We start from the raw sequence: 24226 nt of genomic DNA, 5'->3' as shown, positions 1-24226 counted from the left end.
CTTGAAGTAAATTAAATCTTTCAAATTTATGAAAAATTATGAAAAACTATTTAAAATTATTGATCGCATTGTTTATTCGGGAGATAGTCTCCTCTTTTCCAATAAGTTCCATGATATCCGGAACGTCAGGACCTTTCAGTTCTCCTACTAAAGATAAACGCAGTGGCATCATCACTTTTCCCATCCCCAGGCCTTTGTTTTCCGCAAAATCATGGATAGCCTGCTTTAGATTTTCTGGCGTAAATTCAGTGGTTGTAAGATTTTCTGCTAATTCACCTAAAATGACAGAAGTTTCCTCGTTCCATGCTTTTTTCGATGCTTTCTCATCATAAGAAACAGGAGCTTCGAAGAAAAATTTTCCGTTTTCGTAAATATCTTTCGGGAAGGTAGCTCTTTCTTTCATCAAACCGATGATCTTTACCAGTTTTTCATCAGAAACAGAAGACAAATCCAGATCTGTATTTTTTAAGATCTCAAGAAGGTCTTCATTAGATTTCAACTGAATATACTGGTGGTTGAACCATTCTGATTTTTCTTTGCTGAATCTGGCGCCGGCTTTATGTACTTTGTGAAGATCAAATTCTTTGCACATATCTTCCAGGGTCAAAATTTCTTTATCGTCTGCAGGAGACCATCCTAAAAGGGCAACCATGTTGATAAAGGCATCAGGAAGGTATCCGTTTTCTCTGTATCCTTTAGAGACAATTCCCGTCGCAGGATCTTTGAAATCCAATGGAAATACAGGGAATCCGAATTTATCACCGTCTCTTTTGCTTAATTTCCCTTTTCCTTCTGGTTTTAAGATCAATGAAAGGTGGGCAAACTGGGGAGCTTCCCATCCCATTGCCTCATATAATAATTTGTGAAGTCCTAAAGACGGCAGCCATTCTTCTCCGCGGATCACGTGGGAAATTTCCATTTCGTGGTCATCAATGATGTTGGCGAAATGATACGTAGGCATTCCATCGTTCTTGACAAGGACTTTATCGTCTAATGTATTGGTATTGACCGCAGATATTCCACGGATGATATCTTCAAGGTTCAGAATTCTGTCAACCGGCATCTTGAATCTTACCACGTAAGGTGTTTTTTCATCAAGCAGTTGCTGAACTTCCTCTTCAGTAAGTGCAATACTGTTTCTCAGTCTGTTTCTTGTTTTGTTGTCATAAGAGAAAACATCTCCCTTTGCTTCAAACTCGGCACGGATAGCATCCAGTTCTTCAGGCGTATCAAAAGCGATGTAGGCATAGTCTGTTTTCAGGATCTGCTCAGTATATTTGTCGTAGATATCCCTTCTTTCAGACTGTCGGTAAGGTACAAATTTCCCTCCTTTCTTCGGACTTTCATCAGGAATGATTCCGCACCATTCTAAAGCTTCCTCGATGTATTCTTCAGCTCCTTCTACGTATCTCGCCGTATCTGTATCTTCAATCCGAAGGACAAATTCACCACCCTGGTTTTTGGCAAAAAGATAATCATATAATGCGGTTCTTACGCCTCCCAAATGCAAAGGTCCGGTAGGACTTGGAGCAAAACGAACTCTTACTTTCTCCATTTCAATTAAAATTTTGGTGCAAATTTACTTAAAAATATATGTTTTTAGGATTATTTACAGGTTGGTTATTGCCTTTTTTTGATTTCAGAGATTAAAAAAGGATGAAGTTAAAAATTACTCCATCCTTTTGATTTATTTTTTAAGCATCAGCAGTTTAAAGAACAAGACTGGGTTTTTATACTTGACTTTGTATTTTTCTTTTTTCCATTCCATCTGCAGTCTTTCTTTTTCCGATTCTGAGTTGGTTTCGGATAACTGGATTTCGTAGTTGAAATGGATAAGCTTAAGCCTGTATTTTTTATAAAGCTCCGGGTCAGCCTTGATGTAGTCTATGTATTTATGGGTTACTTTTTCATAAGAATCTTTCATCAGTTTCCAGTTTCTGGAAAGACTGGTGGAAAGAATTCTGTAGTAGAACAATTTCTTGTCTATAAATCCGATCTTATAGCCTTTGAAGGTGAGTCTGAGATTCATATCCCAGTCTTCAGTATTGATATTTTCATCAAAGGGATACTTTACAAGAAGTTCTCTTTTTACGAATGTTCCTACATTGGACGTTTTGTTTTCAGAGACATTTTCATGGAAGAAATTGGAGAGGTGGTCGATGACCTGTTTTTTTTCTTTTGGAGTGTAGGCGTCAGTCGTTTTATCTTCAGTCTGATAATATTTATAGCCGTCCGAAAGGATAAAGTCTACCGGATTTTCCTGAATATAAGATACTTTCTCGGCTAAGCTGTCTTCCGTATACCAGTCATCTCCGGAAAGCAGGGAAACATATTGGCCAGAAGCCTCGGAAACAGCTATGTTAATATTTTTTGCCACCCCGAAACTTTCCGTATTCCTGATCATTTTATAATGCTGACCAAATTGGGAAAGCACGCGCTCTGCATTTTCAAAGGTTTTATCTTTTGAAGCATTATCCAGCAAAATGATTTCATAATTAGGGTAGGTCTGCGAAATGGCGGACATGCAGGCCTGTTCAATGAACTTTTCATGGTTCATGGTGATGATGATGAGGCTTACAAGCGGCGGATTGTTCATTGTTTAAAGCTATTGATATTTTTTTGATTAAAGTGAAGCATTGATATCCGCTGATATCAGGGCTGATGCTTTATCTTATATAGAAAGTAGTAATGATCAGTGGATTTTCTTACTAGGACAGGATGCTTTGTCTCAAGATAAAAGGCCTTATAGATCCTTTCTTCAAAGTCGAGCCTGGGAATAAAAGTATGATAATCTTTTGAAATAAGAATAATATAATCGGGATCTGTTTTTTTAAGATAAGACAGATAGGCATTCCAGTTTTTGTTTATTTTAGTCAGGAGTAAAGTAGCATTATTTAAACCCCAGGTATCATATAAGTAACAGTCCGAAAAATAAGCTATGGCGCCTGCATCAGAATTAATGATTTTGAATTTTTTATTTTCATTCACAGATATTTTTTTCAGATACTTTCCCAGATATATCGGGCCTTCATTCATTGCCTTTTCATAAGGGCCTACGTAAAAATTGACATGATCCTTTAAGTAGGTGCAATAATGTAGAATTCCTGCTGTACTCAATAACCATAAAGAAACATTTAGTTTTTTATGGCTGATTACTTCCACGTTTTCAAATTGAAAAAAGTAAACATAATATACAAATAAGGGGAATCTGTACCGATCGAAAAAATTCATAATCTCATCGATAAAGAAGGAATAATAAATAATGAAGAAAAACAGAGGACCATAAAAAATGAATTTTGTTTTATAGTTTTTTATGGCAAAAATAATGATCGGAGAAAAGATGATCACAATAGTTATAAAATTCAAAACTTTTACATATGAAAATTCTTTTATGCTTTTCAGTAGGAAGGGAAGTGGTATTAGTACATCGTAATAGTAAGCAGTATATAAAAAATAAATAGATACTGAAGCCAATACACATAAGGCTCTTTTATAAAATACCGGAGTGAATATTTTGGTGTCCGCTATGAAAAACAGAATAAATATAATGGCCTCAGGTCTGATAAACGGGAGAAGGAATGCCAAGAAATAACCACTCTTATGATTCCTGTACTTAAAAAAAAGAAATAAGGTTGTACTGAAAAGGATGGTTTCTAATCCGTGGGATATATTAAAAGCAGCCCATATACTGTAAAAAACAGAGAAAAAAAATATGAAAATTTTTATCGTAAGGGATTCTTGTTTTTTTAAACTTTGAAATAATGACGCCAGCACTATAGTAATTAATAGCAGACTTATTCCCTTGTTGATATAAATGGGATTAATGATGTCTTCAACAGCAAAGGAGAGGCTTTGGATCATCATCCATAATACACTTGTCTGACCATTTCCATGAACAGTGTCTGCAAGATTATACCATGGCTTTCCCTCATAGAAAAAATGTTTGGAATAGGTGAGGGTAATATAGGAATCATCCAGAAAAGTATCTCTTAGGGTGTAAGTGAAATAAACTAATGGGAGAGAAATCAGAACTAAAAATATTGATGTTAAGAAAATGTTGTTCTGTATGCTTTTTATCATAATGGTGGTTTAATCTTCTAAGTTATCGTCTGCTTTCGATAACTTTTCTTCTACTGTATTCTTAAAAAAGAGTAAAAAGCATGGAATATATATCAGTTGAGCTTTATGATCTTTATAGTGTTTAACGTATTTAGATGGATATTTGTTGTGGAGTTTATTGCATCATGCTATAAATTTTTGTCAATATAAGGTCTTCCACATTATTCACAGGAATCCCGCTTTCCCCGTAAATAAAAAAGCTTTCGTATCCTTCGTAGTTCGGAATAGGTTTTTTAATATGCCACTGTACAGGAAGATAGCTCGATACATCATTGGAATAACCTAATACGGTTAATTTCAGTGCAGGAAAATGGTTGTATAAATCGATGGCATATTGAGAGACGGCTTCCCGGCTCAGGGCTATAATGTTCCAGTCTCCTATTTTTAAAATCTGGATATAAACAGTTGCCGATTGGGAAAGGGTACCGGAAGTATATTGATTAATAATTTTATTGGCCCATCTTACATTCCTTTCAGAGGCCTGGTCATATTTTCCGGTATTAGCCTTTTTAATACTTACAGCCCTGTTAAAAGTGAAATTGTTAAGAGGTACTGCAATAGAATCAAATTTAACCGTAATTTCTCCGCTGATATTGGATGATGATAAAGAAAATAAATTACTAAAATCTTGTGTCAACTTATTGGCGGTCTGATCCGGAGTGTCTGAATTATAAGGATTGATATCGCCTGCACATCCCTGCATCAATTGCACGTTATTAATGTTTTTCAACGCCCCTAGTTTATCTCTCGTAGCTCCGACATAGTTTGATGAAATCTTAATAAAGTCCCTTGCCTGATTATATGATACAGGATGCGTACTTGCGCTCAGAATTGCACCATTTGCAATATTCGTGCTGCTTTGTTTTGCAATGACCATGGTGATGTTATTATCTAAGTCCTTCGTAATATCCGCTCTGTTGTATCCTATATTCGTTTTACCTTTTGCAAAACTTAAACTGTTGTTTGTTTTATTGTTAATGGCATTTTGTGTAGCTGTTAAAACGGAGTTTTTTACAAGATCAAGGTATTTAGGATTGGGTTTTTGGTAGAATTCCTGAAGGCAAGAATAATTTTGAGATACCGGTGCGTAATGGGTATGCGAACAATTGATTAAGATTGCATTTTCATCAATATTAAACAAATTTTTTATTTCGGCTTTTATTGCATGCGAAAAAGAATAATTGATCCCACATAAATCTAATGTAATAATGAGCGCTTTTTTTGAATTTTTTTCAAAATAAGAAGCATAGGCATAGATGGGCGTCTGGTTATGCTGAGAGTAATATAATTTATTGTTATTGGAACTTGCGTACAGTTTATCTTTGGTATACGTAATGTTTGATAAATAAGTGCCGTAAGTCGTACGATTGGGAGGTCCGATCTTTAACCATTTTTCATTAGGAGATGATGAGGTACTTCTTGTCCATAATTCATTATCATATTTAGATAAGGCAATTAAATTGGTTCCATCAGTGGTTAATGATCTTACTGAATTGGCTTTTCCCAGATTGGTCCAGGGTGAACTGACCGGAGTGGCCTCTCTTACCCACAGATTATTATTTTTCGTGGTACCGTATAATTTATTATTTAAAAATGTGAGTCCGGTAGTGTTATAGGCAGATCCAATATTGACCCATGGATTGTCATTTTCTACTGCATCTCTCATCCACAACTTATTGTTTTTGTCTGCACCGTAGAGCTTGCCGTTTCCATAAGTCAGCGCTGTTACATAAAAAGCGGGTCCAATCAAAATCCAGTTGGGATCACCGGAGCTGATGTCAGCCTGCCAAAGTTTATTATCACCTGTAGCAATATACAATTTTGTATCGGAGGAGCACATGGCCACCACATTTTTCGCAGTACCCGTTTCAATGAAGTTGATGCTGAACCTTCCCTGTTTAGGATCGCCGAATCCCGCGAGGGGAGAAGATAGGATCGTAGAATTGGGGTTAATGGTTTCTTTTGAAAATCCTACAAAATAGTTTTGTCCAAAGATGAAATTCTGAAGCAAAAATACTAATATAAAACTCTTAAAAAGCAGTACTTTAGTTTTAGACATGGTTAATTCTTTTTTACAATTTTTTGTTCAAAAATTTCTTCATTTTCGTAAGTACCCTTAATAAGATATATTCCTGCCGGTAAATCAGAAATATCAATAGAACTTGTATTTGAATAGGTTTTTAGTAGTCTGTTGTCCATACCGATCACCTGAATGCTCTTAATGTTTTGTTCCGCATAAAGTTTTCCGGATGTAGGGTTAGGAAAAAACAAGGATTTATTTTTTCCTGAGGCAGGTATTCCTTCAACCTTTACATTATCGATGAACCAGTTATTTCCATCATCATCTTTTTTTACAAAAGCAATATAGATTTGCTTTTTGTCGTATTTTGAAATGTTGATTTTTTTTAAGCTGAAATTCTTACCAAATGTAGCATCAGTATAAGAGGCAACAGTCTCAAATTGGTCACGATCCGATTGAGAATCTGTAGATATCTTGATTTCATATCTAGTACTGTTACCGGGAAAAGAATTCCGTTGTGAGAAGATTAAATAATTATTTTGATAATCATTCAGGTCTATTTTGGGAGTAACAAGCCAGTCTTCATTTAATTCACCTGAATTCTCATATCTTACAAAAAAACATTGATCAGACCCGTTTTTATTCACCGTTTCTAATTGCCAATTATTAGAGTCATTTCCCGCTTCATTATTCCCTTTAAAAATAGCCCAGTCTTCAGGGACTTTTGAAAGATGATACGTGTCAAAATTATCAGAAAACTGTCCAAACGAGAAGACACTGAATAACAGAAGACCTATAAATATCAATTTCATGCGATATGTTTTTTACAGATAATAGTATGATTTATGGTGAAATTATACATAAAAAGTGATGTATAACTTCAAAATTTTTCATTCAATTATGATCGCAATTTGGTGCAGGAAATTTACATTATTTTTAGATACAATAAAACGATATATTAGAATTTAATGAAAATATAATAGTGTATTCTCTGTAATAATTAAGGTTTTATAAGAATAGATAGTGTTTTGTGATTTTTTTATAGATGACCATAAGGCTGATGAGAATAGGCTTTTTAATAAAAAAAGACTTGTTAACAGACTAAAGAATTTACGTCAAATAATTGCTGAAGCTGTTGGTTGAAAATTTCAGGATCCAGCCTATAGTCTTCATGAAAGCCTTCCTCATCCTGAGGATAAATATAAAAATAAAGATCAAAATTGACTTCCTTGGCTAAAGTAGAGAAAATAGCAAAATCCCCCCATACAGAACTGTACCAGCTGAGCCCTTTAGCCCCTGATCGGGCAAATAATACATTAGTCCATGCGGCCCCGCTTGGTCCGATGATATAGTCAGCATTATTGACCAGGTAGATTTGTTCGTGAATGTTCAGATCTTCAAAGAACACTTCTTCAAACCCATATTTTTTTGCCACTTCAAAGATTTCTTCGTCATTGTATTTTCGGTACTGTGATCTTCTTGAAATGAATATTTTTTTAACAGGTTCTAGGTGAACTTTACTCAGATTCAAATGATCAAAAGCCGTTTTTCTGAGGTACTGAAGAGAAGATTTTGACAATTTGGCAAACCCGGGCTCATACACCTCTCCAGGCATAATATTCGGAATAGCATAGTTCGTACTGGTGATGTGCCACAGTTTTTTGAAATGAAAATAGCTTTGGTCATGGCTGAGAAACAATATCTTATAATCCTTCAGAAAAAAAGACAAAAGATCCTTCAGGTTTTCCACCTTTTGTATTTCTTCGTCTATAATGATCAGTTTATTCTTAGCATCAGGAATATATTGGAAAAACTCAATCTTAGAAAGGATGTCTACCAGAAAATGATAATAATTAAACGTAAAAGTTCCGCCCAGAAAAATAGCTTCCTCATCATAATATACATTCTTATAATTCTTTACCTTGGCAAGAGTTATGGAATGCTGCATCAAATTATTGGTATTGTAGACATAGATAATCCTGTCATCGTCATGCCACTTTTCATAAAAGATCTTGTCTTTCTTCAGATTTAAAAAATAGGTAGAATTCGGCAGGCAGAGTATATTTTGAAGGGCAAAAATTTCAACTGCATTTTTAGGTGTTTTTACAGATCGCTGAGGCGCGTGAAAAGTTTTAGGTAAAAAAAGCTCTGCCTCCTGCTGTTCACTAACTGTAATTTTTTCTGTGCAATATTCGGATGATATAGAATCCAGCGGTAAAAAATCGGTAACGAGCCTTTTTGCTTTTCTGAAAAAAGACTTGATGTAATATTTTTTTCTAAGTGCTTTAAGCTGTTCTTCTAAATTTTCAATTTGTTCCTTTGCATTCATATTCTAAAACTTAGGACGACCTAAGAAGATCGGTCATTATGGACTTTGATCTGTCAATTGTATTTCTATATAATCTCGTGGTAGTAGCTTATGGTTTCATCCACCATTTTATCGATGCCGAATTTCAATTCTATTAAAGCCCGGGCATTGATTGATAGACTGCTTCTCAGGTTTTTGTCTTTAAAAATAAGGCTGATCTTTTCATGAAATTCTTCCTCGTTAGCAATCAGACCATTGACCGGTTCTTCAATGATTTCTTTAAAGGAGTCGATTGAAGAACATACAACAGGTTTCTGCATGGCCATTACCTCAAGCAAAGATAAGCTAAAATTTTCACCTTTGGAGGGGAAGCATACCACCTCAGCTTTGCTGATGAGCTGTACGATTTCTGTGGCCGGTCTATTACCGTAGAAATGAATGGAATTCCGGGTTTCTGTATCTTGAATATGTTCAGTAATATAAGTAGGGTAATGATTGGGATTTCCTATAAAGTGAAGTGATGCTTCAGGATAATCTATCTTAAGTTGAATAAAAGAACGGATGAGGGTTTCTGCTCCCTTTTCAAAAGAGACATTGCCTAAATAGAAAACCGATTGGGGAATGATCTCCGCGTTTTCTTCAGGCTTGTAGAATTTTTCATCAATGCCATTGTAAATGAGCTTTGAATCTTTGATGCCAAACAGGTTTTTATTGATGGCCTCATTATATCTGGAGATCGTAATGATGTTTTTTGAAGTTTTAAAGGCTTCCTTTTCACAGAAAACTCTTCCTTGATGGACTTTTTTATATCCAAAATATTTTTCAAGTACAGACCATGAACCGTGGCATCTGATTACATAAGGAATTTCTTTCGGTATGGAAAGCGCCAGACCATCAAAGTCATGGGTTTCTGCAACATCAAAATGAAGGTTGCTTTTTTTGATCCAGGCATTTATTTTATCCGAAATTATTTTTTTCTCAGATAGATAAGTTTTAAAATAAATTTTTTCAAATGCTTTTACTTTTCCGGTAAAAGATCTTACCAGCTCCAGAAAAGGATTGGCTTTGAAAATATCTTTGATAGAATGGATATTCACTCCATCCTCGTTACTGTCAAAAGTATATTTTGAGATCAGAAAAACATGTACTGAGATTCCTCTTTTTACAAGTTCTGTACATAAATTTTTATAAAAAACGCCTGTGCCTCCTACTTTGGGAGTATGGGAAGATTGGTATTCCCGGGTTACAATAAGTACATTTTTTATTTCTTTCATGGATTCAGTTTAAAGACAGTATTTACCCAATGATCAAGAGTATACTTATAATAAACTTCCTCAGGCAGTTTTTCGTATGGCGTACTAAAAAAATCTTTTTTCACATTACGGAAATTCTTATCCAGTACCAAGATGTTGTTTGGATTATAGAAATCATAAGTTTTGATGGTCGGATTATCCGTTATGATCTTCTTTTCCAGAGCCATTGCTTCAAATATTCTGAAGCTGAGGCCGGTTTGGTCAGCCCGCATCAGATCAAGAATGACTTTAGTGTTTTTATAATAAGTCGGCAGAGCGTGATGAGGTATTTTTTTTCTTCCGAACTTTAAAATGTCAATGTTCTTTTGATCAATGATCTGATTCAGTTTGTTTTTCCAGCCTTTTTTTCCCGCTATATAAACTTCGAATTTTATTTTCATCGGAGACAATCTGTTAATCAGGAGATTCAAAGCAGAAAGTCTTTTTTGGTCATAAGATGTAATATAAAACAGGTCTAGTTTAGGACGTTGTTGGGATGCCGGAAGATGGTCAAGATAATTGTAATTGGTAATCTTTTCGAATCCGAAGTTTTTCACATCCTGATCATCGAAAGAAAATATAGTATCAAAATAATGTAAAAGATGGGTTGCCGGGTTTCTGGCCATGCTGTCATAGAGGTAAGCAATATTCCTATCTGCGTATTCACGGATCTTTTGGTGAATGCTTTCGTCAATAGCTTCAGGATTGATAACCAAGATCTGATCCTGTTTGCCAATTTTTTCCAGAGATTCCAATATGAAACTTTGTCTTTTGTAATATTTCGGGTTTTTTCCCAGAAAAATTTTGCTGAACGTGTTTTTTATACGCTCTCCGGTATTTTTATGGGTAAAGGCTCCGATGTTGATGTGGCATGCCTGAATGCCTCTATCACTCAGTTTTTCCACTATGTGCTCATCATAATGCCAGAAATCGAAGCTGATTAAACAAATTTTCATACTGCAAAAATAAAAATTTCATATTTAAATTTATATTTTTGATGAAAAGCCTGACCATAATGACACAGAAAATTCTGATTGATGCCGAAAGATTGAAGTACCCGAAGTCGGGAATTGCCAACGTATGTGTTTCATTAATAAAGGGTCTGGACGAGAAAACGTCTGATTTTGAGTATACCTTTTATGGACCAAAAAAAAATATTCCACAGACGAAAAAAAAATTTAATATTATCGACTGGAGATTCTGGCAAAAAAAAATCTCTATCAATACCCAATCCTTTGTCCTGATTCATACAGCGCACCAGCTTTCTAAATATTTTCATACCGTAAAAAACGGACAGAAAAAGGTTGTCACACTCCATGATCTTAACTTTCTCCATGACGGAAGCTCAGAACAAAAAGTGAAAAAAATGACAAAGGTTGTCCAGAAAAATATTGGGAATGCAGATGCTGTAGTCTGCATTTCAGAATTTGTAAAAAATGATTTTCTTAAAAACAGACATCTGTTTACTTTGAAAAATAACCTCAAAACGGAGGTGATCTACAACGGCCTGATCTTTCCGGAAACGGCAGAGTTTAAACCTGAGACAAGCTACAGCTTCATGGGTAAAAAATATATTTTAAATATTGGGGTGCTGTTTCCGAAGAAAAACCAGGAAGCTCTCCTGGATCTTATTTCTCAGAATGACCGCGATTTAGTGCTTGTCACTTCTTCTGCAAAGTCTGCCTATAAAGAAAAATTTCTGGAAAAAGTTAAAACATTAGGATTGGAAGCGAGGGTACATATCCTGGAAAATATAGATAACAGTGAGAAATATTTCCTTCTTCAGCACTGTGAGTCTTACTGCCATCCGTCATTGGCCGAAGGCTTTGGAATTCCGCCCGTGGAAGCCATGTATTTTGGAAAACCGGTCTTTTTAAGTACACTGACGAGTCTTCCTGAAATTGGCGGCGATCTGGCGTTTTATTTTGATGACTTCACCGCAGAACACATGCAGCATGTTTACGCGTCCGGAATGCAGGCTTACGGAGCCAGAGCGGAGGAATACGCAGCCCGGTTAAAAGAAAGAGCGTTGAAGTTTGGATATCGGGAAATGGCCGATGCTTATGAAAACCTTTACACTGACCTGCTGAATTAAAGTTTGATCTTTCCGAGCCTCAGTTTCCATTTAAAGATATTGAAACTGTCACCTCCTTTGATATCAATTCTTTTGATCTCAAATTTATTTTTCCAGGGATATGAGTCTATATTATTACCAATGCGTACAGCAGATGTAATTCCTGCTTTTTCAAGCATCGCAAAAAAAGCTTTCTTCTGTTCTCCCTTTTTTGGAAATTTTCCGTAGGGGTAGGCCAGTACTTTTGTAAAAGGTATCTGTTTTTCTTCAAGGTTGCGAATATTCTCATGAAGGTCATCCGCCGCTTCTTGCAGGGAAATTTGTGAATAGTTTCTGTGAGCATGGCTATGCAGCGCTATTTCTACATATTCCGGATTAAGAGACCGGATCTCTTCAAACGTCATCATATCCCGGTTGTGATCGGCCCCGTCACTCTGGATAAGTCCGGTAGGAATGAAGATGGTCGCCTTAAGCTGATGCTTTTGTAACAAGGGAACCAGATACTGCAGATTGTTGAGGTAGCCGTCATCAAATGTCAGGATGAGTTTATATTTCAGATCGCTGTGCGTACTCAGCTCATTAAAAAATAAAGTGTTGTAATTTTTTTTGATGTATTGAAACTGTTTTTCCAGATCTTCAGCTGATACGGTAAGAAAATCTTTCCCGGAGATCTGCTTCTCCGGAAGAACTTTATGATACATGAGGATGCGGACACTTTCTGTTCTTGACAATCCAAGGGTCCTTTTAACAAATCTGAGCATGGTTATCCGAGTTTTGGGATCGTTAATTTTCATGGGATTTAATCCTTTAAAAAATTATGTACGGTCCATAGCATTCTACTTTTTTTGTTTTTAGGCTAATATATTTTCTAATGTATAAGTCTACATCAATAGACATCTGTTACAATATTCAAAATTAATTAATTATTAAATGCAGTGGCTTAAAAATACATTAAAATAAAGATTTAGGTACCTGAACAATTGACAGTAAAAGTAAAGAAAACCCTTTGGACAGAGGTGTTAGAAAGATCAACGGAGGTTATCTGACTACGTAAAGCAGGCGTGACCGTTAAAGTCTGTCATGAAGATAGTGGGAGAATGAAAAAGAAACAGCCGGTTCCTGTTAAGAGGTTATCCGGCTGTTTTTATTATTTATTCTCAGGAATGTTATTTGAATTTAAGAATTTCGTTGATCTTGATGTATTTCAGAAAAGTATAAAATGCCCCGGTAATCGAAATATAAAACCCGGCCACACCATCGAGGAAACCCAGCTTAAAAAAGTAGGTTTTCATAAAGTCATAAAAAGGGGAAAATATAATCTTAAAAAGGGATACTGATTTTCCGTTGGAAACCTTTTTTTCTGCCATCAACTGAGTATAATTATTGATCTTTTCAATATGATGGGCAATACTTTTATAGGTATAGTGATTGATATTCCCAGGCAGTTTTCCTTTTTTATCCTTTGTAATAAAGCACTCGTGGACCAGATCATCGGTATATTTTCCGTGACCTTTTTTAAAAAATCTTTCTCTCCATACATTACCCCAACCGCCATATTTAATGGTTTTTCTCAACAGAATATTGTTGAAATGGATCTGATAAACATTGTAAGAAGGATTGGAACTTTTTAAAATTTCTTTAATGGCATTCACCGCTGTTTCATCCGGAACCTCATCGGAATCCAGAAACAGAATCCATTCCCCTGAAGCTTCAGACAGGGTATAGTTTTTCTGACAGCCAAAGCCGCGAAATTTTTTTCTGATAAATTTTACTTTCGGAAATCCGGTACAAATCTCCTCAGTTTTGTCTGTGGAAAAAGAATCAACGATAATGATCTCATCAGCTATTTCGTAAATGCTATTGATACTTTTCTCTATGATTCTTTCTCCATTTAAAACAATATAACAGACTGATAACTTCATTAACGAAATTCTGTAATAGTTTTTTCAATAATTTTAACGCAGTCTAAAAGCTGCTCTTCTGTAATCACCAAAGGAGGTGCCAATCTGATGATATTTCCGTGCGTAGGTTTTGCAAGAAGACCATTTTCTTTCAGCTGAAGACATAGGTTCCATGCTGTAGAACTGTCAGGAGTATCGTTGATTAAAATCGCATTTAAGAGACCTTTTCCTCTTACTTTGGTAATAAGGCTGTTCTTTTCAATAATTTTTTCAATTTCAGATCTGAAAATCTGGCCTAGCTGTTCTGCTCTTTCAGAAAGTTTTTCATCAGCCACTACATCTAAAGCTGCTACTGCTACTGCACAGGCAATTGGGTTTCCTCCGAAAGTAGAACCGTGCTGTCCAGGCTTGATGACATTCATAATGTTATCATTCGCCAATACTGCTGATACGGGGTACATTCCTCCGGAAAGGGCTTTTCCTAAGATCAGGATATCCGGCTGTACATTTTCGTGATGACACGCAATCAGTTGTCCTGTTCTGGCAATACCCGTCTGAACCTCGTCAGCGATGAAAAGAACATTATGTTTTTTGCACAGTTCAGAAGCATTTTTCAGAAAACCTTCGTCCGGAACATAAACACCGGCTTCACCCTGAATAGGCTCTACCAGAAATGCCGCAATATTTCCTGCTTCTCTGTTCAGTACTTCTTCAAGTGCTGCAGTATCGTTGTAAGGGATTTTGATGAATCCTGGTGTGAAAGGACCATAGTTCTGATTGGCGTCCGGATCATTAGAGAAAGAAACAATAGTTGTTGTTCTTCCGTGGAAATTATTTTCACAAACAATGATCTTGGCTGCATTTTCTGAAATTCCTTTTACTTCATAGCTCCATTTTCGGGCTAATTTTACGGCTGTTTCTACGGCCTCAGCTCCGGAATTCATCGGAAGAACCTTGTCGAATCCGAAAAGAGTCGTGATTTTCTGCTCGTACTCTCCCAGATTTGAATTGTAAAATGCTCTTGATGTCAGGGCCAGTTTCTGAGCCTGATGTACCAAAGCTGCTACAATTTTTGGGTGAGAATGTCCTTGGTTCACAGCAGAATATGCTGAAAGAAAATCATAATATTTCTTGCCTTCTACATCCCATACAAAAACGCCTTCACCGCGGTCAAGAACCACTGGAAGAGGGTGATAGTTGTGTGCTCCATGTTTGTCTTCAAGGTCAATGAAATACTGTGAGTTTTTTGCTGTTGCTGCTGTTGACATATGTTTTGGTTTTCGACAAATTTAAGCATTATTAATGAGATGCATAAACAAAAACGTAATGTGGTACACGACAGTAATTAAAGTGTATTTTAAGGGTGCATTACGCAGTTTTAGGAAATATTTATTTTACAAATCGGACAATGTAGGTTTTATATCTTTGATAAGATGATATTTTTTCTTTGAGATTTTGACGAAAATAGATATCCGTTTTCAAGTAATGCTTTTGTGTTATTTCTTAGGATGCGGTTTTTACGATTTTTTTAAATATTTTTCATCTTATATCACTTGTAACTTTCTTAATTAAAAATAAATAGGGATCGTCAAAAAAAAGACAGAACAGCTGGGGCCTGTTCTGTCTGCTGTTTTTTGCTATAGAAATTATATTCTAAGAAGGCCATTCTCCTCTGTAAGAAGAATTTCCAAGATCAATTTGCTCTGCACTGATCACAAAAGTAATATACATACTGTTGTCATCTACTGCATCAAAGTCTAATTCATGCTGGATCACATATCCGTTTTCCCATTTCAGAGTAGTTAATGTTCCTTCTTCGTGAGATTTGTTAAATGTTACCTCTCCGCTTGTCGGCTTGTATTTTCCGTTTAGAAGGCTTTCCAGGATATCCGATTTTTCAGTGGCTTCCACTGTAAGTTTGATCAGCGCATTAGACGGGTCTGATGCTACTCTTCCTGATACATCGGTAGAGCGGGATACACTGTAGTTAAGTTTTAATAACTTTTGTCCTTCGCCGCCATTGAATTTTAAAATTCCTCTTGAATTTCTTTCTGCCATGATTAGTAAATTTTAATTGTTAATATTTGTGCGTTTTGTTGTTTTATGTTATCAAAAATAAAAGTAATTATAGTATCAAAAAAAAATTTTTGAAGAAATTTTAAAAAGTGTCGTAATTCTGCGACTAACAAATGTTAGGGATTTTTTTTGTTGGCTGTCAATGGATTAAGGTTTTTGTTGATAAGTGTTTATTAACTTCCCATAGACAGGGCCATTAAAGAAAGCAAGGGAAAACGCTTTCGCTATTTCTTGAGAGAACAGGAAATGTCAAAATTTCAGAAATAAAAAAACTGCCCCAAAAAGAGGCAGTTTACAAGGTTATATATCAATAATCTTAGTGATTATCATATTTTCTATCCATTACAAAATCCTCCATGAATTTCGTGGTATAGTTTCCTGCAAGATAATCTTCATTATCCATCAGTTGTCTGTGGAAAGGAATAGTGGTTTTTACCCCCTCGATATAGAATTCTTCCAGTGCACGTCTCATTTTAGCAATCGCTTCTTCACGGGTTTGAGCCGTAGTGATAAGCTTGGCAATCATGGAGTCATAGTTGGAAGGAATGGTATATCCTGAATAAACGTGAGTATCTACTCTGATTCCGTGACCACCGGGAATATTCAATCCTGTGATTTTCCCCGGAGAAGGTCTGAAGTCAGCATAAGGATCTTCAGCATTGATTCTACATTCAATAGAGTGCAGTTTCGGATAATAGTTGATCCCTGAAATAGGAGTTCCTGCAGCAAGAAGGATTTGTTCTCTGATCAGATCATAATCAATTACCTGCTCAGTGATCGGGTGCTCTACCTGGATTCTCGTATTCATTTCCATGAAATAGAAATTTCTGTGTTTGTCTACAAGGAATTCAATAGTACCTACGCCTTCATATCCGATGAATTCTGCCGCTTTTACTGCCGCTTCACCCATTTTCTCACGAAGTTCGTCAGTCATGAATGGAGAAGGAGTTTCTTCCGTCAGCTTCTGGTTTCTTCTCTGTACAGAACAGTCTCTTTCAGAAAGATGACATGCTTTTCCATATTGGTCACCGGCAACCTGGATCTCAATATGTCTGGGCTCTTCAATCAGTTTCTCCATGTACATTCCTCCGTTTCCGAAGGCAGCTACCGCTTCCTGAATGGCAGATTCCCAGTGATCTTTAAGGTCTTCAGCTTTCCATACGGCTCTCATCCCTTTACCACCACCACCTGCAGTAGCTTTGATCATGACAGGGTATCCTGTTTCTGCAGCCACTTTTACCGCATGCTCGTAAGATTCAATCAATCCGTCGGAACCGGGTACACATGGTACACCTGCAGCCTTCATGGTAGCTTTGGCGTTGGCTTTATCTCCCATTTTTTCGATCTGTTCAGGAGAAGCACCAATGAACTTGATGTTGTTTTTCTGACAGATTCTGGAAAAGTTAGCATTTTCAGATAAGAATCCGTAACCTGGATGGATGGCGTCAGCATTGGTGATTTCTGCTGCTGCAATAATGTTAGGGATTTTAAGGTATGAGTCTTTGCTCATGGGAGGACCTATACAAACTGCTTCATCAGCAAATCTTACGTGAAGACTATCTTTGTCTGCAGTAGAGTATACCGCAACGGTTTTGATTCCCATTTCTTTGCATGTACGTAAAATACGCATTGCAATTTCGCCACGATTGGCTATTAATATTTTTTTGAACATCTTCTTCAATTTGAAAATTAGATAATTTGAAAATTAGATAATGTTATTTTGAATGCAGAATTGAGTCTAACATCTAATGTCTAACATCTAACCTCTAAATTAAGATGGATCTACTAAGAATAAAGGCTGGTCGTATTCTACCGGAGTCGCGTCATCTACCAAGATTTTCACGATTTTTCCGCTGATTTCAGAATCGATCTGGTTGAATAACTTCATTGCTTCGATTACACAAACTACTTTTCCTACAGAAACCTCGTCACCTACGTTTACGAATACATCTTTATCCGGAGATGGTTTTCTGTAGAAAGTACCGATCATTGGAGACTTGATCGTAACGTATTTGCTGTCGTCAGATACGGGTTCTGCTTTTTCAGCTGCTGCTACAGGCGCTGCTGCTTGAGCAGGAGCCGCTGCCGCCTGAGGCGCTGTATGGTAAACTGCAGGCTGTGCATAAACCGCATCGCTGCCGGCTAATGGAGTTTTAATAGTGATTTCGAAATCTTTAGTTTTGTATTTTACTTCTGAAACTTCAGCCTTAGATACAAACTTGATAAGATTTTGTATGTCTTTAATGTCCATAAATTTGATATTTGATTTTGTCCCAAAGATACCAAAAAAACATAAAAAACAACAAAAAACCGCCCGATTTTATCAAAATCGGGCGGTTTTTGTATTAAAATGAGGCTTTTTCAGTGAAAAGCGACTCTTAGTTTTCTTCTGTAGTTGCTACTTCTTTTTCCAATACTACTTTACCTCTGTAGTAAAGTTTTCCTTCATGCCAGTGAGCTCTGTGGTAAAGGTGAAGTTCACCAGTTGTTGCATCTTTCGCTAATTGAGGAACTACTGCTTTATAATGAGTTCTTCTCTTATCTCTTCTTGTGGACGACTGTCTTCTCTTAGGATGTGCCATTTTGAATAACTTTTTTAATTGATGAGCGATGAGATTCATCATCTCATCATATTTAAATTATTTTATTTAATTATTGTCTTTTAACTTTCTCAGCGCTTCCCATCTCGGGTCGCTCTCATGTTCTTCTTCCTCTTCTTCAGATTCCTCAATATCTTTTGGACTGAACCTGTTTAAGATTTCAAGATCTTCATCGCTTACATTCGGTGAAACTTTTTTCATCGGTATAGAAAGCTGTACATTTTCATAGATCAGTTGAGCCACGTTAAAGGCATGATCTGAGGCTGGAATAGTAATGACATCTTCATTGCTGTCGTCATATTGTTCACCAAAATGTACCAAAATTTCAATCTCGTTTTCAATAGGATAGTCGAATTCATCATTCGTGATATCACACATGAGCTCTACTTTTCCATCTACTTTGATCTCAAATTCTAAAAAGGTAGTATGCTTTTCAAGAAAAACATCAGCTACTATTTTAGGATTTGTAAATTCCTGTTCAGTGTCAAATAATTGAAAGAACGTATGATCTATCTCAAATTTGAACACGTGCTTTCCGTTTTTAAGTCCGGAAAAGCTTACGTCATAGTTTCTTAACTTGTCCATAAAATGAGTGTGCAAAAATATGCAATTTTTTTATAATAACAAATAAAATCCATAACAAATTAATTTAAAATTTGTTTTAACGAATTATGCTTCATTTTCATCAGGCAGATCTTCATCTACTCCGTTGTCAACAGATACTTTTCTCGGCTGCATGCGGTTGGCCATCAGATCGTTATATTCACTTCTGTTCTTGAATATCTTAATCGCAGTGAAGATGGCTTCGGTAAAACTCTGTTCATCTGCTATGTTTTTTCCTGCAATATCATAGGCAACTCCATGGTCAGGAGAAGTTCTGATAAATGGTAGTCCGGCCGTATAGTTTACTCCTTCTTCATAGGCCAATGTTTTGAAGGGAGCCAGTCCCTGATCGTGGTACATTGCTAAAACAGCATCGAACTTTTTATATTTAGCGGGCTGGAAAAAACTGTCTGCAGGATAAGGCCCGAAAGCTAATACTCCATTGTCTGAAAGTTCCTTAATAGCCGGTTCGATGATCTCAATCTCTTCTTTTCCTATCACCCCTCCGTCTCCGGCATGAGGATTCAATCCTAATACCGCGATTTTCGGTTTTGAAATACAGAAATCTTCTATCAGGGTCTGATTAAGAGCTCTGATCTGCTTTTTTATTTTTTCTTTGGAAATATTTTCCGCTACACTGGCAATCGGTATGTGGTGGGTGGAAACAGCTACCTTAAGATCCTCAGTAACCAGGAACATCAGTCCTTTTTTACTGAATTTTTCTTCAAAATATCCTGTATGTCCGGCGTGCTTGAAGCCCATTTTTACCATTTCATCCTTATTGATAGGAGCGGTAACCAAAACATCAATATCGCCTTTCATTAAGGCTTCTGTCGCAAGTTCCAGAGAGTCGATAGCCATTTGGGTGGATTCTTGTGTAGGAGTACCCAATTCTACATTCACGTTATCCTTAACCAGGTTCACCATATTCAGTTTTCCTGGCTGTGCCTGTGAAGCTTCGTTGATGTAGTTAAAATTAAGATTCAGCTTGAAAATATTTTTCTGGAAGGTGAATAACTTTCCCGAGCCAAAAATCACCGGAGTGAAAAAGTCCGTAATGGTTTTGTCTTTCAGAGACTTCATGATGATCTCCGGACCGATGCCGTTAAAATCACCTATTGAAATTCCTACTCGTACTTTGTGGTTTTTTGGGCTCATTTTGATTATCTTTGAAGATTATAATTTACAAATTTAGCAAAAAATAATATGTTCACAGGAATTATTGAAGCAGTTGGTGTTATTGAAAAAATTGAAGAAAAAGGAAGTAACATAGATTTTACATTAACATGCCCTTTTACCGGCGAATTAAAAATAGACCAGAGCCTTGCTCATAACGGGTGTTGCCTGACGGTTGTTGAGATTAAAAATGATCAGTACGTGGTAACGGCAATCAATGAAACACTGGAAAAGACCAATCTCGGAAAATGGGGCGTAGGAACCGTAGTGAATCTCGAAAGATGCATGAAGATGGATGGAAGATTAGACGGACATATTGTACAGGGACATGTGGATAAAACCGGTGAAGTAGCCGGGATAGAAAATAAAGACGGAAGTTATTTTATTACTGTTAAATATGAAGATGACGGTCATTTCGTAACTGTTCCGCAAGGCTCCATTACCGTAAACGGGATCAGTCTTACAGTAGCAAAAAGCGAAGACACCCAATTTTCCGTAGCCATTATTCCCTATACCTGGGAGTTTACTAATATGCAGCATCTTAAAATCGGAGACAAAGTTAATTTAGAATTTGACATCATTGGTAAGTATATTGCTAGGTTAATTAAAAAGTAGGATGCCGATAAGTAAATACAAAGGATACAGTTTAAGGAACCGGGTGTTTTTCGGGTTCCTTCTTGTCTGTTTTTTAAGTGTTGTTGCGACATCGCTGGTTCCCTATTTTGTCTTAAGGAACAATTCTCTGCAGCAGAGTAATATTGATATGCAGGAGAAGACCAACGCGGTGATGAGATATCTGGATTATGCAGTGAGCCGTACTCTTGTAGAGACCGAGGATCTGCCTAAAGTATTAGGAAATAAGATCTTCGAAATAGCGGATATCAACCAGCATGATATTGTGATCTATGATCTGAAAGGAAGTTATCTTCTCTCGAATAAAGACGAAAGTCTTATTGATCAGAAAACCATTCCCATCAATATTGTCAATAAAATCCTGGCTACTGATTCCAGAGTAGATATCAGAGGATACGACAAGACCAAAGATGCAGGACGTACTTCGTCTTATCTTCTTTTAAAAAATAATGAGCTTGAACCTGTAGGTATTGTATATATTCCTTTATATCATAATGAATCCGCCTATCTCGACGTTCTTCACCAATATATCAAATATATTCTTTTGGTAGATATTTTTCTTATTCTGTTCAGCATCTGGATAAGCTGGGTAACTTCTAACAGCCTTGCGAAAAATATTACTAAATTTTCTGATATGATCACCCGCATTACATTATTTGAAAATGAAATGCGTCCCATTAGATATTATAAAAACGATGAACTTAATGCCCTGGCCAGAGCTTATAACAGGATGATCTTACAGATCCAGGACCAGAAAGAAAGACTCCGTTTTAAGGCGTCTGAAGAGGCCTGGAGAGAAATGGCAAAGCAGGTTGCCCACGAGGTAAAGAACCCGCTTACCCCAATGAAACTGACGATTCAGAATTTTGAAAGAAAATTTGATCCTGAAGATCCGAATATCAGAGAAAGGGTAAAACAGATGAGCAAAACCATGGTAGATCAGATTGACCTGATTGCTACTGTTGCCTCTGCTTTCTCAGAATTTGCAAAACTTCCGGAAAAAAATAATGAGGTCATCAACCTTAATACAGAAGTGGAAGATATTCTGCGTGTTTTCAATGATGACAGTATATTTATGCATTCCAACAAGAGTAATATTATGATTAATATGGATAGAATTTATCTTTCCAGAATCATTACCAATCTTGTAACGAATGCAAAACAGGCGCAAAGTGATGAGCGTAAACTGATCATCAATGTAGATGTGGAGCAGCATCAGAGAAGAGTGATGATTTCTGTGCAGGATAACGGAATAGGAATTCCTGAAAATATGTATGAAAGAATATTTGAGCCCAATTTCACCTCTAAGAATAGCGGAATGGGGCTTGGTCTTTCCATGGTTAGAAAAATGGTCGAAGACTACAAAGGTGAAATCGCAGTGAAATCAGAAGTAGGGAAGGGATCTACATTTACTATTACACTCCCTACGAATTTATAGTGAAGCCTTTTACATTTAAACATTTTGAAATACAGCAGTCAAAAGACGTCTTCCGGGTAGGAACAGATGGGGTTTTGCTTGGTGCTTTAGCTCATGTGTCTCATGCTTCGGAAGTTTTAGAAATAGGAACCGGAACGGGCTTAATTTCATTAATGCTTGCCCAAAGAAATACACAAGCACTTTTTCTGGGACTAGATATCAATGAAAATGCTGCTTTGCTTACCAAAACGAATTTTGAACATTCACCTTTTTATTCAAGATTAAAAAACATTAATCAGGATCTTAAAACCTTTGAAACGGATAAGAAGTTCGATTTAATTGTTTCCAATCCTCCTTACTTTGAAGAATCGGGTTCTGATAAAGATAAAGTTGCCCGTCAAACCGTAGAGCTGAATTTTCAGCAACTTATCGTAGCTTCTGCCAAACTGCTGTCTGGAAATGGTATTTTGTCGGTTATTATTCCTGCTGAGGCTGGCGATGTTTTTGTTCAGGCCGCTTTGGAAAATCACTTGTTTCTCATACGGAGAGTCCATATTAAAGGAATTGAAAACTCAAAAACGAAAAGATTAGTTCTGGAGTTTTCATTGGAGGAAATGCCTGTTGAAGAATCTGATTTTGTCATAGAAAAAAGTCCGAGACAATACTCGGACCTATATCTTGAACTCACAAAGGAGTTTCATGTCTTTAAAAAATAGAAGTTAGAAATAAAAGATGAGAAGGTAGATGATAAAGATTCAGCGTATCTTTTCAAATTATTACTTCTTTAAATTCTTACTCAAATAATTCTGCTGTATCCAGTACAGATACCTTTCCGTCCTCGCATCTGATTGCCTCTCCGGGGAAATTCTGGATCATATGGTAATCATGGGTTGCCATTACTACAGCGGCTCCGTTTTCAAGGGCTACCTGCTTCAGAAGGGTCATGATTTCATTGGAGGTTTCCGGGTCAAGGTTTCCGGTAGGCTCATCGGCTAAGATAAGGTCAGGATGATTCAGTAAAGCTCTTGCAATAGCAACACGCTGCTGTTCTCCTCCGGAAAGTTCATGAGGCATCTTATGCTTTTTGCTTTTCATATTAACGCTTCCCAATACTTCATTGATGCGGTCTTCCATTTTTACTTTATCATTCCATCCTGTTGCTTCAAGAACGAATTTTAAGTTTTTCTCAACAGTTCTGTCGGAAAGCAATTGGAAATCCTGGAATACAATTCCTAATTTTCTTCTCAGGTTAGGAATGTCTGATGGTCTCAGCTTGGCCAGTTCAAAACCGACTACGGCTCCATGTCCTGATGCTAAAGGAATGTGTCCGTAAAGCGTTTTCAACAGTGAGCTTTTTCCCGAACCTGTCTTTCCGATAAGGTAGCAGAACCTGCCTTTTTTGATGTTAAGATTAACGTCAGTAAGAACAGTGAAGTTTTTTTGCGCAATTTTTGCGTGCTGTAAACTTATAATATTATCTCCGGAGATATTTGTATGCGGCATAATTCAGTTTTATCGTACTATTTCTAAAATATTTTTTCAGATCTTAAAAATAGAAAAAAGAAGCTTAAAAAACCTAAACTTTAGGAAATTTTAACAACAAAAAATGCCTGAAAAACTACTTTTCAAGCATGATCTGTATATGATAATCGAGATATTATCTCTTAGCGCGTGCAGCACTAACAGTTAAACTCTTTCTGCCTTTAGCTCTTCTTGCTGCCAAAACTCTTCTACCATTTGGCGTAGACATTCTTTCTCTGAAACCGTGTTTGTTTCTTTTCTTTCTTTCTGATGGCTGGAATGTTCTTTTACTCATTACTATATGTTTAAATCGTAATTAATCTATTAATTTTCAGGTTGCAAAGATATAGAAATTTTTAAAAGTTACAAATTTTACTCATCCTTTTTTAGAAATTATTTGAAATGTTTTGTATTCTCATCTCTATAAGCCGCCAGTGGAAATGAAATCCCGGGGTGGAAATTATATTGAAATGATTTATTTAAAAG

23 protein-coding genes are annotated in these 24226 nt (G+C 36.5%); 4 read left to right on the top strand and 19 right to left on the bottom strand.

The window, feature by feature from the left end; genetic code table 11:
• Positions 1 to 46 precede the first annotated feature (46 nt).
• The 8 genes from gltX to BW964_RS16905 all read right to left on the bottom strand — a co-directional run bounded on the left by gltX (position 47) and on the right by BW964_RS16905 (position 10695).
• Complete coding sequence (gene gltX, locus BW964_RS16940) at positions 47 to 1555, bottom strand: glutamate--tRNA ligase (RefSeq protein ID WP_076508896.1); 1509 nt, start codon at positions 1553 to 1555, stop codon at positions 47 to 49.
• A 132-nt stretch (positions 1556 to 1687) separates the two neighbouring features.
• Positions 1688 to 2596 (bottom strand): glycosyltransferase family 2 protein, encoded by a 909-nt coding sequence (locus BW964_RS16935; protein ID WP_076508895.1) that lies wholly within the window; start codon positions 2594 to 2596, stop codon positions 1688 to 1690.
• A 56-nt stretch (positions 2597 to 2652) separates the two neighbouring features.
• Positions 2653 to 4080: a hypothetical protein gene (locus tag BW964_RS16930; RefSeq protein WP_076508894.1), complete on the bottom strand. Its 1428-nt coding sequence runs from the start codon at positions 4078 to 4080 to the stop codon at positions 2653 to 2655.
• A gap of 154 nt (positions 4081 to 4234) precedes the next feature.
• Positions 4235 to 6178: a hypothetical protein gene (locus tag BW964_RS16925; protein WP_076508892.1), complete on the bottom strand. Its 1944-nt coding sequence runs from the start codon at positions 6176 to 6178 to the stop codon at positions 4235 to 4237.
• Positions 6179 to 6180: 2 nt separating this feature from the next.
• Positions 6181 to 6951: a T9SS-dependent choice-of-anchor J family protein gene (locus tag BW964_RS16920; RefSeq protein ID WP_076508891.1), complete on the bottom strand. Its 771-nt coding sequence runs from the start codon at positions 6949 to 6951 to the stop codon at positions 6181 to 6183.
• Between the two features lie 281 nt (positions 6952 to 7232).
• Positions 7233 to 8468 (bottom strand): glycosyltransferase family 61 protein, encoded by a 1236-nt coding sequence (locus tag BW964_RS16915; RefSeq protein ID WP_076508889.1) that lies wholly within the window; start codon positions 8466 to 8468, stop codon positions 7233 to 7235.
• A gap of 65 nt (positions 8469 to 8533) precedes the next feature.
• Positions 8534 to 9721 (bottom strand): glycosyltransferase family 4 protein, encoded by a 1188-nt coding sequence (locus tag BW964_RS16910; RefSeq protein ID WP_076508888.1) that lies wholly within the window; start codon positions 9719 to 9721, stop codon positions 8534 to 8536.
• Positions 9718 to 10695, bottom strand: coding sequence for a WaaS/CpsH family glycosyltransferase (locus tag BW964_RS16905; protein WP_076508886.1), 978 nt, complete (start codon positions 10693 to 10695; stop codon positions 9718 to 9720). The genes BW964_RS16910 and BW964_RS16905 overlap by 4 nt, the downstream gene beginning before the upstream one ends.
• A gap of 59 nt (positions 10696 to 10754) precedes the next feature.
• On the opposite strand from BW964_RS16905, the gene BW964_RS16900 reads away from it, so the two are divergent.
• Positions 10755 to 11834: a glycosyltransferase family 4 protein gene (locus tag BW964_RS16900; RefSeq protein WP_076509013.1), complete on the top strand. Its 1080-nt coding sequence runs from the start codon at positions 10755 to 10757 to the stop codon at positions 11832 to 11834.
• Here BW964_RS16900 and BW964_RS16895 read toward each other — a convergent pair.
• The 9 genes from BW964_RS16895 to pdxA form a co-directional block, all read right to left on the bottom strand.
• Positions 11831 to 12574, bottom strand: coding sequence for a polysaccharide deacetylase family protein (locus tag BW964_RS16895; protein WP_076509011.1), 744 nt, complete (start codon positions 12572 to 12574; stop codon positions 11831 to 11833). The genes BW964_RS16900 and BW964_RS16895 overlap by 4 nt on opposite strands.
• A gap of 405 nt (positions 12575 to 12979) precedes the next feature.
• Positions 12980 to 13735 (bottom strand): glycosyltransferase family 2 protein, encoded by a 756-nt coding sequence (locus BW964_RS16890; RefSeq protein WP_076508884.1) that lies wholly within the window; start codon positions 13733 to 13735, stop codon positions 12980 to 12982.
• The gene (rocD, locus tag BW964_RS16885; RefSeq protein WP_076508883.1) at positions 13735 to 14982 is read right to left on the bottom strand and encodes an ornithine--oxo-acid transaminase; all 1248 of its coding nucleotides are present in this window, start codon (positions 14980 to 14982) and stop codon (positions 13735 to 13737) included. The genes BW964_RS16890 and rocD overlap by 1 nt, the downstream gene beginning before the upstream one ends.
• A gap of 385 nt (positions 14983 to 15367) precedes the next feature.
• Positions 15368 to 15772 carry a type VI secretion system tube protein TssD gene (gene tssD / locus BW964_RS16880; protein ID WP_076508881.1) on the bottom strand — a complete coding sequence of 135 codons (405 nt, stop codon included), beginning with the start codon at positions 15770 to 15772 and terminating at the stop codon, positions 15368 to 15370.
• Between the two features lie 334 nt (positions 15773 to 16106).
• A complete protein-coding gene (accC, locus tag BW964_RS16875) occupies positions 16107 to 17462 on the bottom strand; it encodes an acetyl-CoA carboxylase biotin carboxylase subunit (protein WP_076508879.1) in 1356 nt (451 codons plus the stop codon).
• Positions 17463 to 17561: 99 nt separating this feature from the next.
• The gene (gene accB, locus BW964_RS16870; protein WP_076508878.1) at positions 17562 to 18041 is read right to left on the bottom strand and encodes an acetyl-CoA carboxylase biotin carboxyl carrier protein; all 480 of its coding nucleotides are present in this window, start codon (positions 18039 to 18041) and stop codon (positions 17562 to 17564) included.
• Between the two features lie 127 nt (positions 18042 to 18168).
• Positions 18169 to 18372: a 50S ribosomal protein L32 gene (gene rpmF, locus BW964_RS16865; protein WP_007843326.1), complete on the bottom strand. Its 204-nt coding sequence runs from the start codon at positions 18370 to 18372 to the stop codon at positions 18169 to 18171.
• Positions 18373 to 18438: 66 nt separating this feature from the next.
• Complete coding sequence (locus BW964_RS16860; RefSeq protein ID WP_076508876.1) at positions 18439 to 18975, bottom strand: YceD family protein; 537 nt, start codon at positions 18973 to 18975, stop codon at positions 18439 to 18441.
• A gap of 84 nt (positions 18976 to 19059) precedes the next feature.
• On the bottom strand, positions 19060 to 20151 hold the full coding sequence (gene pdxA / locus BW964_RS16855; RefSeq protein ID WP_076508875.1) for a 4-hydroxythreonine-4-phosphate dehydrogenase PdxA: 1092 nt from the start codon (positions 20149 to 20151) through the stop codon (positions 19060 to 19062).
• A gap of 48 nt (positions 20152 to 20199) precedes the next feature.
• Between pdxA and BW964_RS16850 the strand changes: the two genes are divergently transcribed.
• Genes BW964_RS16850 through BW964_RS16840 form a run of 3 tightly spaced genes read left to right on the top strand, consistent with a single transcriptional unit; the run spans position 20200 to position 22935 of the window.
• Positions 20200 to 20784, top strand: coding sequence for a riboflavin synthase (locus BW964_RS16850; RefSeq protein ID WP_076508873.1), 585 nt, complete (start codon positions 20200 to 20202; stop codon positions 20782 to 20784).
• A gap of 1 nt (position 20785) precedes the next feature.
• Positions 20786 to 22240: a sensor histidine kinase gene (locus BW964_RS16845; protein ID WP_076508872.1), complete on the top strand. Its 1455-nt coding sequence runs from the start codon at positions 20786 to 20788 to the stop codon at positions 22238 to 22240.
• The gene (locus BW964_RS16840) at positions 22240 to 22935 is read left to right on the top strand and encodes a tRNA1(Val) (adenine(37)-N6)-methyltransferase (RefSeq protein ID WP_076508870.1); all 696 of its coding nucleotides are present in this window, start codon (positions 22240 to 22242) and stop codon (positions 22933 to 22935) included. The genes BW964_RS16845 and BW964_RS16840 overlap by 1 nt, the downstream gene beginning before the upstream one ends.
• 76 nt (positions 22936 to 23011) lie before the next feature.
• On the opposite strand, the gene BW964_RS16835 is transcribed toward BW964_RS16840, so the two are convergent.
• Together BW964_RS16835 and rpmH are read right to left on the bottom strand one after the other, a co-directional pair.
• A complete protein-coding gene (locus BW964_RS16835) occupies positions 23012 to 23722 on the bottom strand; it encodes a cell division ATP-binding protein FtsE (protein WP_073329389.1) in 711 nt (236 codons plus the stop codon).
• Between the two features lie 154 nt (positions 23723 to 23876).
• Positions 23877 to 24035, bottom strand: a complete 159-nt coding sequence (gene rpmH / locus BW964_RS16830; protein WP_034701860.1) for a 50S ribosomal protein L34 — start codon at positions 24033 to 24035, stop codon at positions 23877 to 23879.
• Positions 24036 to 24226 lie beyond the last annotated feature (191 nt).

The organism is Chryseobacterium shigense (assembly GCF_900156575.1).
GTDB classification, from domain to species: Bacteria; Bacteroidota; Bacteroidia; order Flavobacteriales; family Weeksellaceae; genus Chryseobacterium; species Chryseobacterium shigense.
This window is presented reverse-complemented; position numbering and strand designations above follow the sequence as displayed.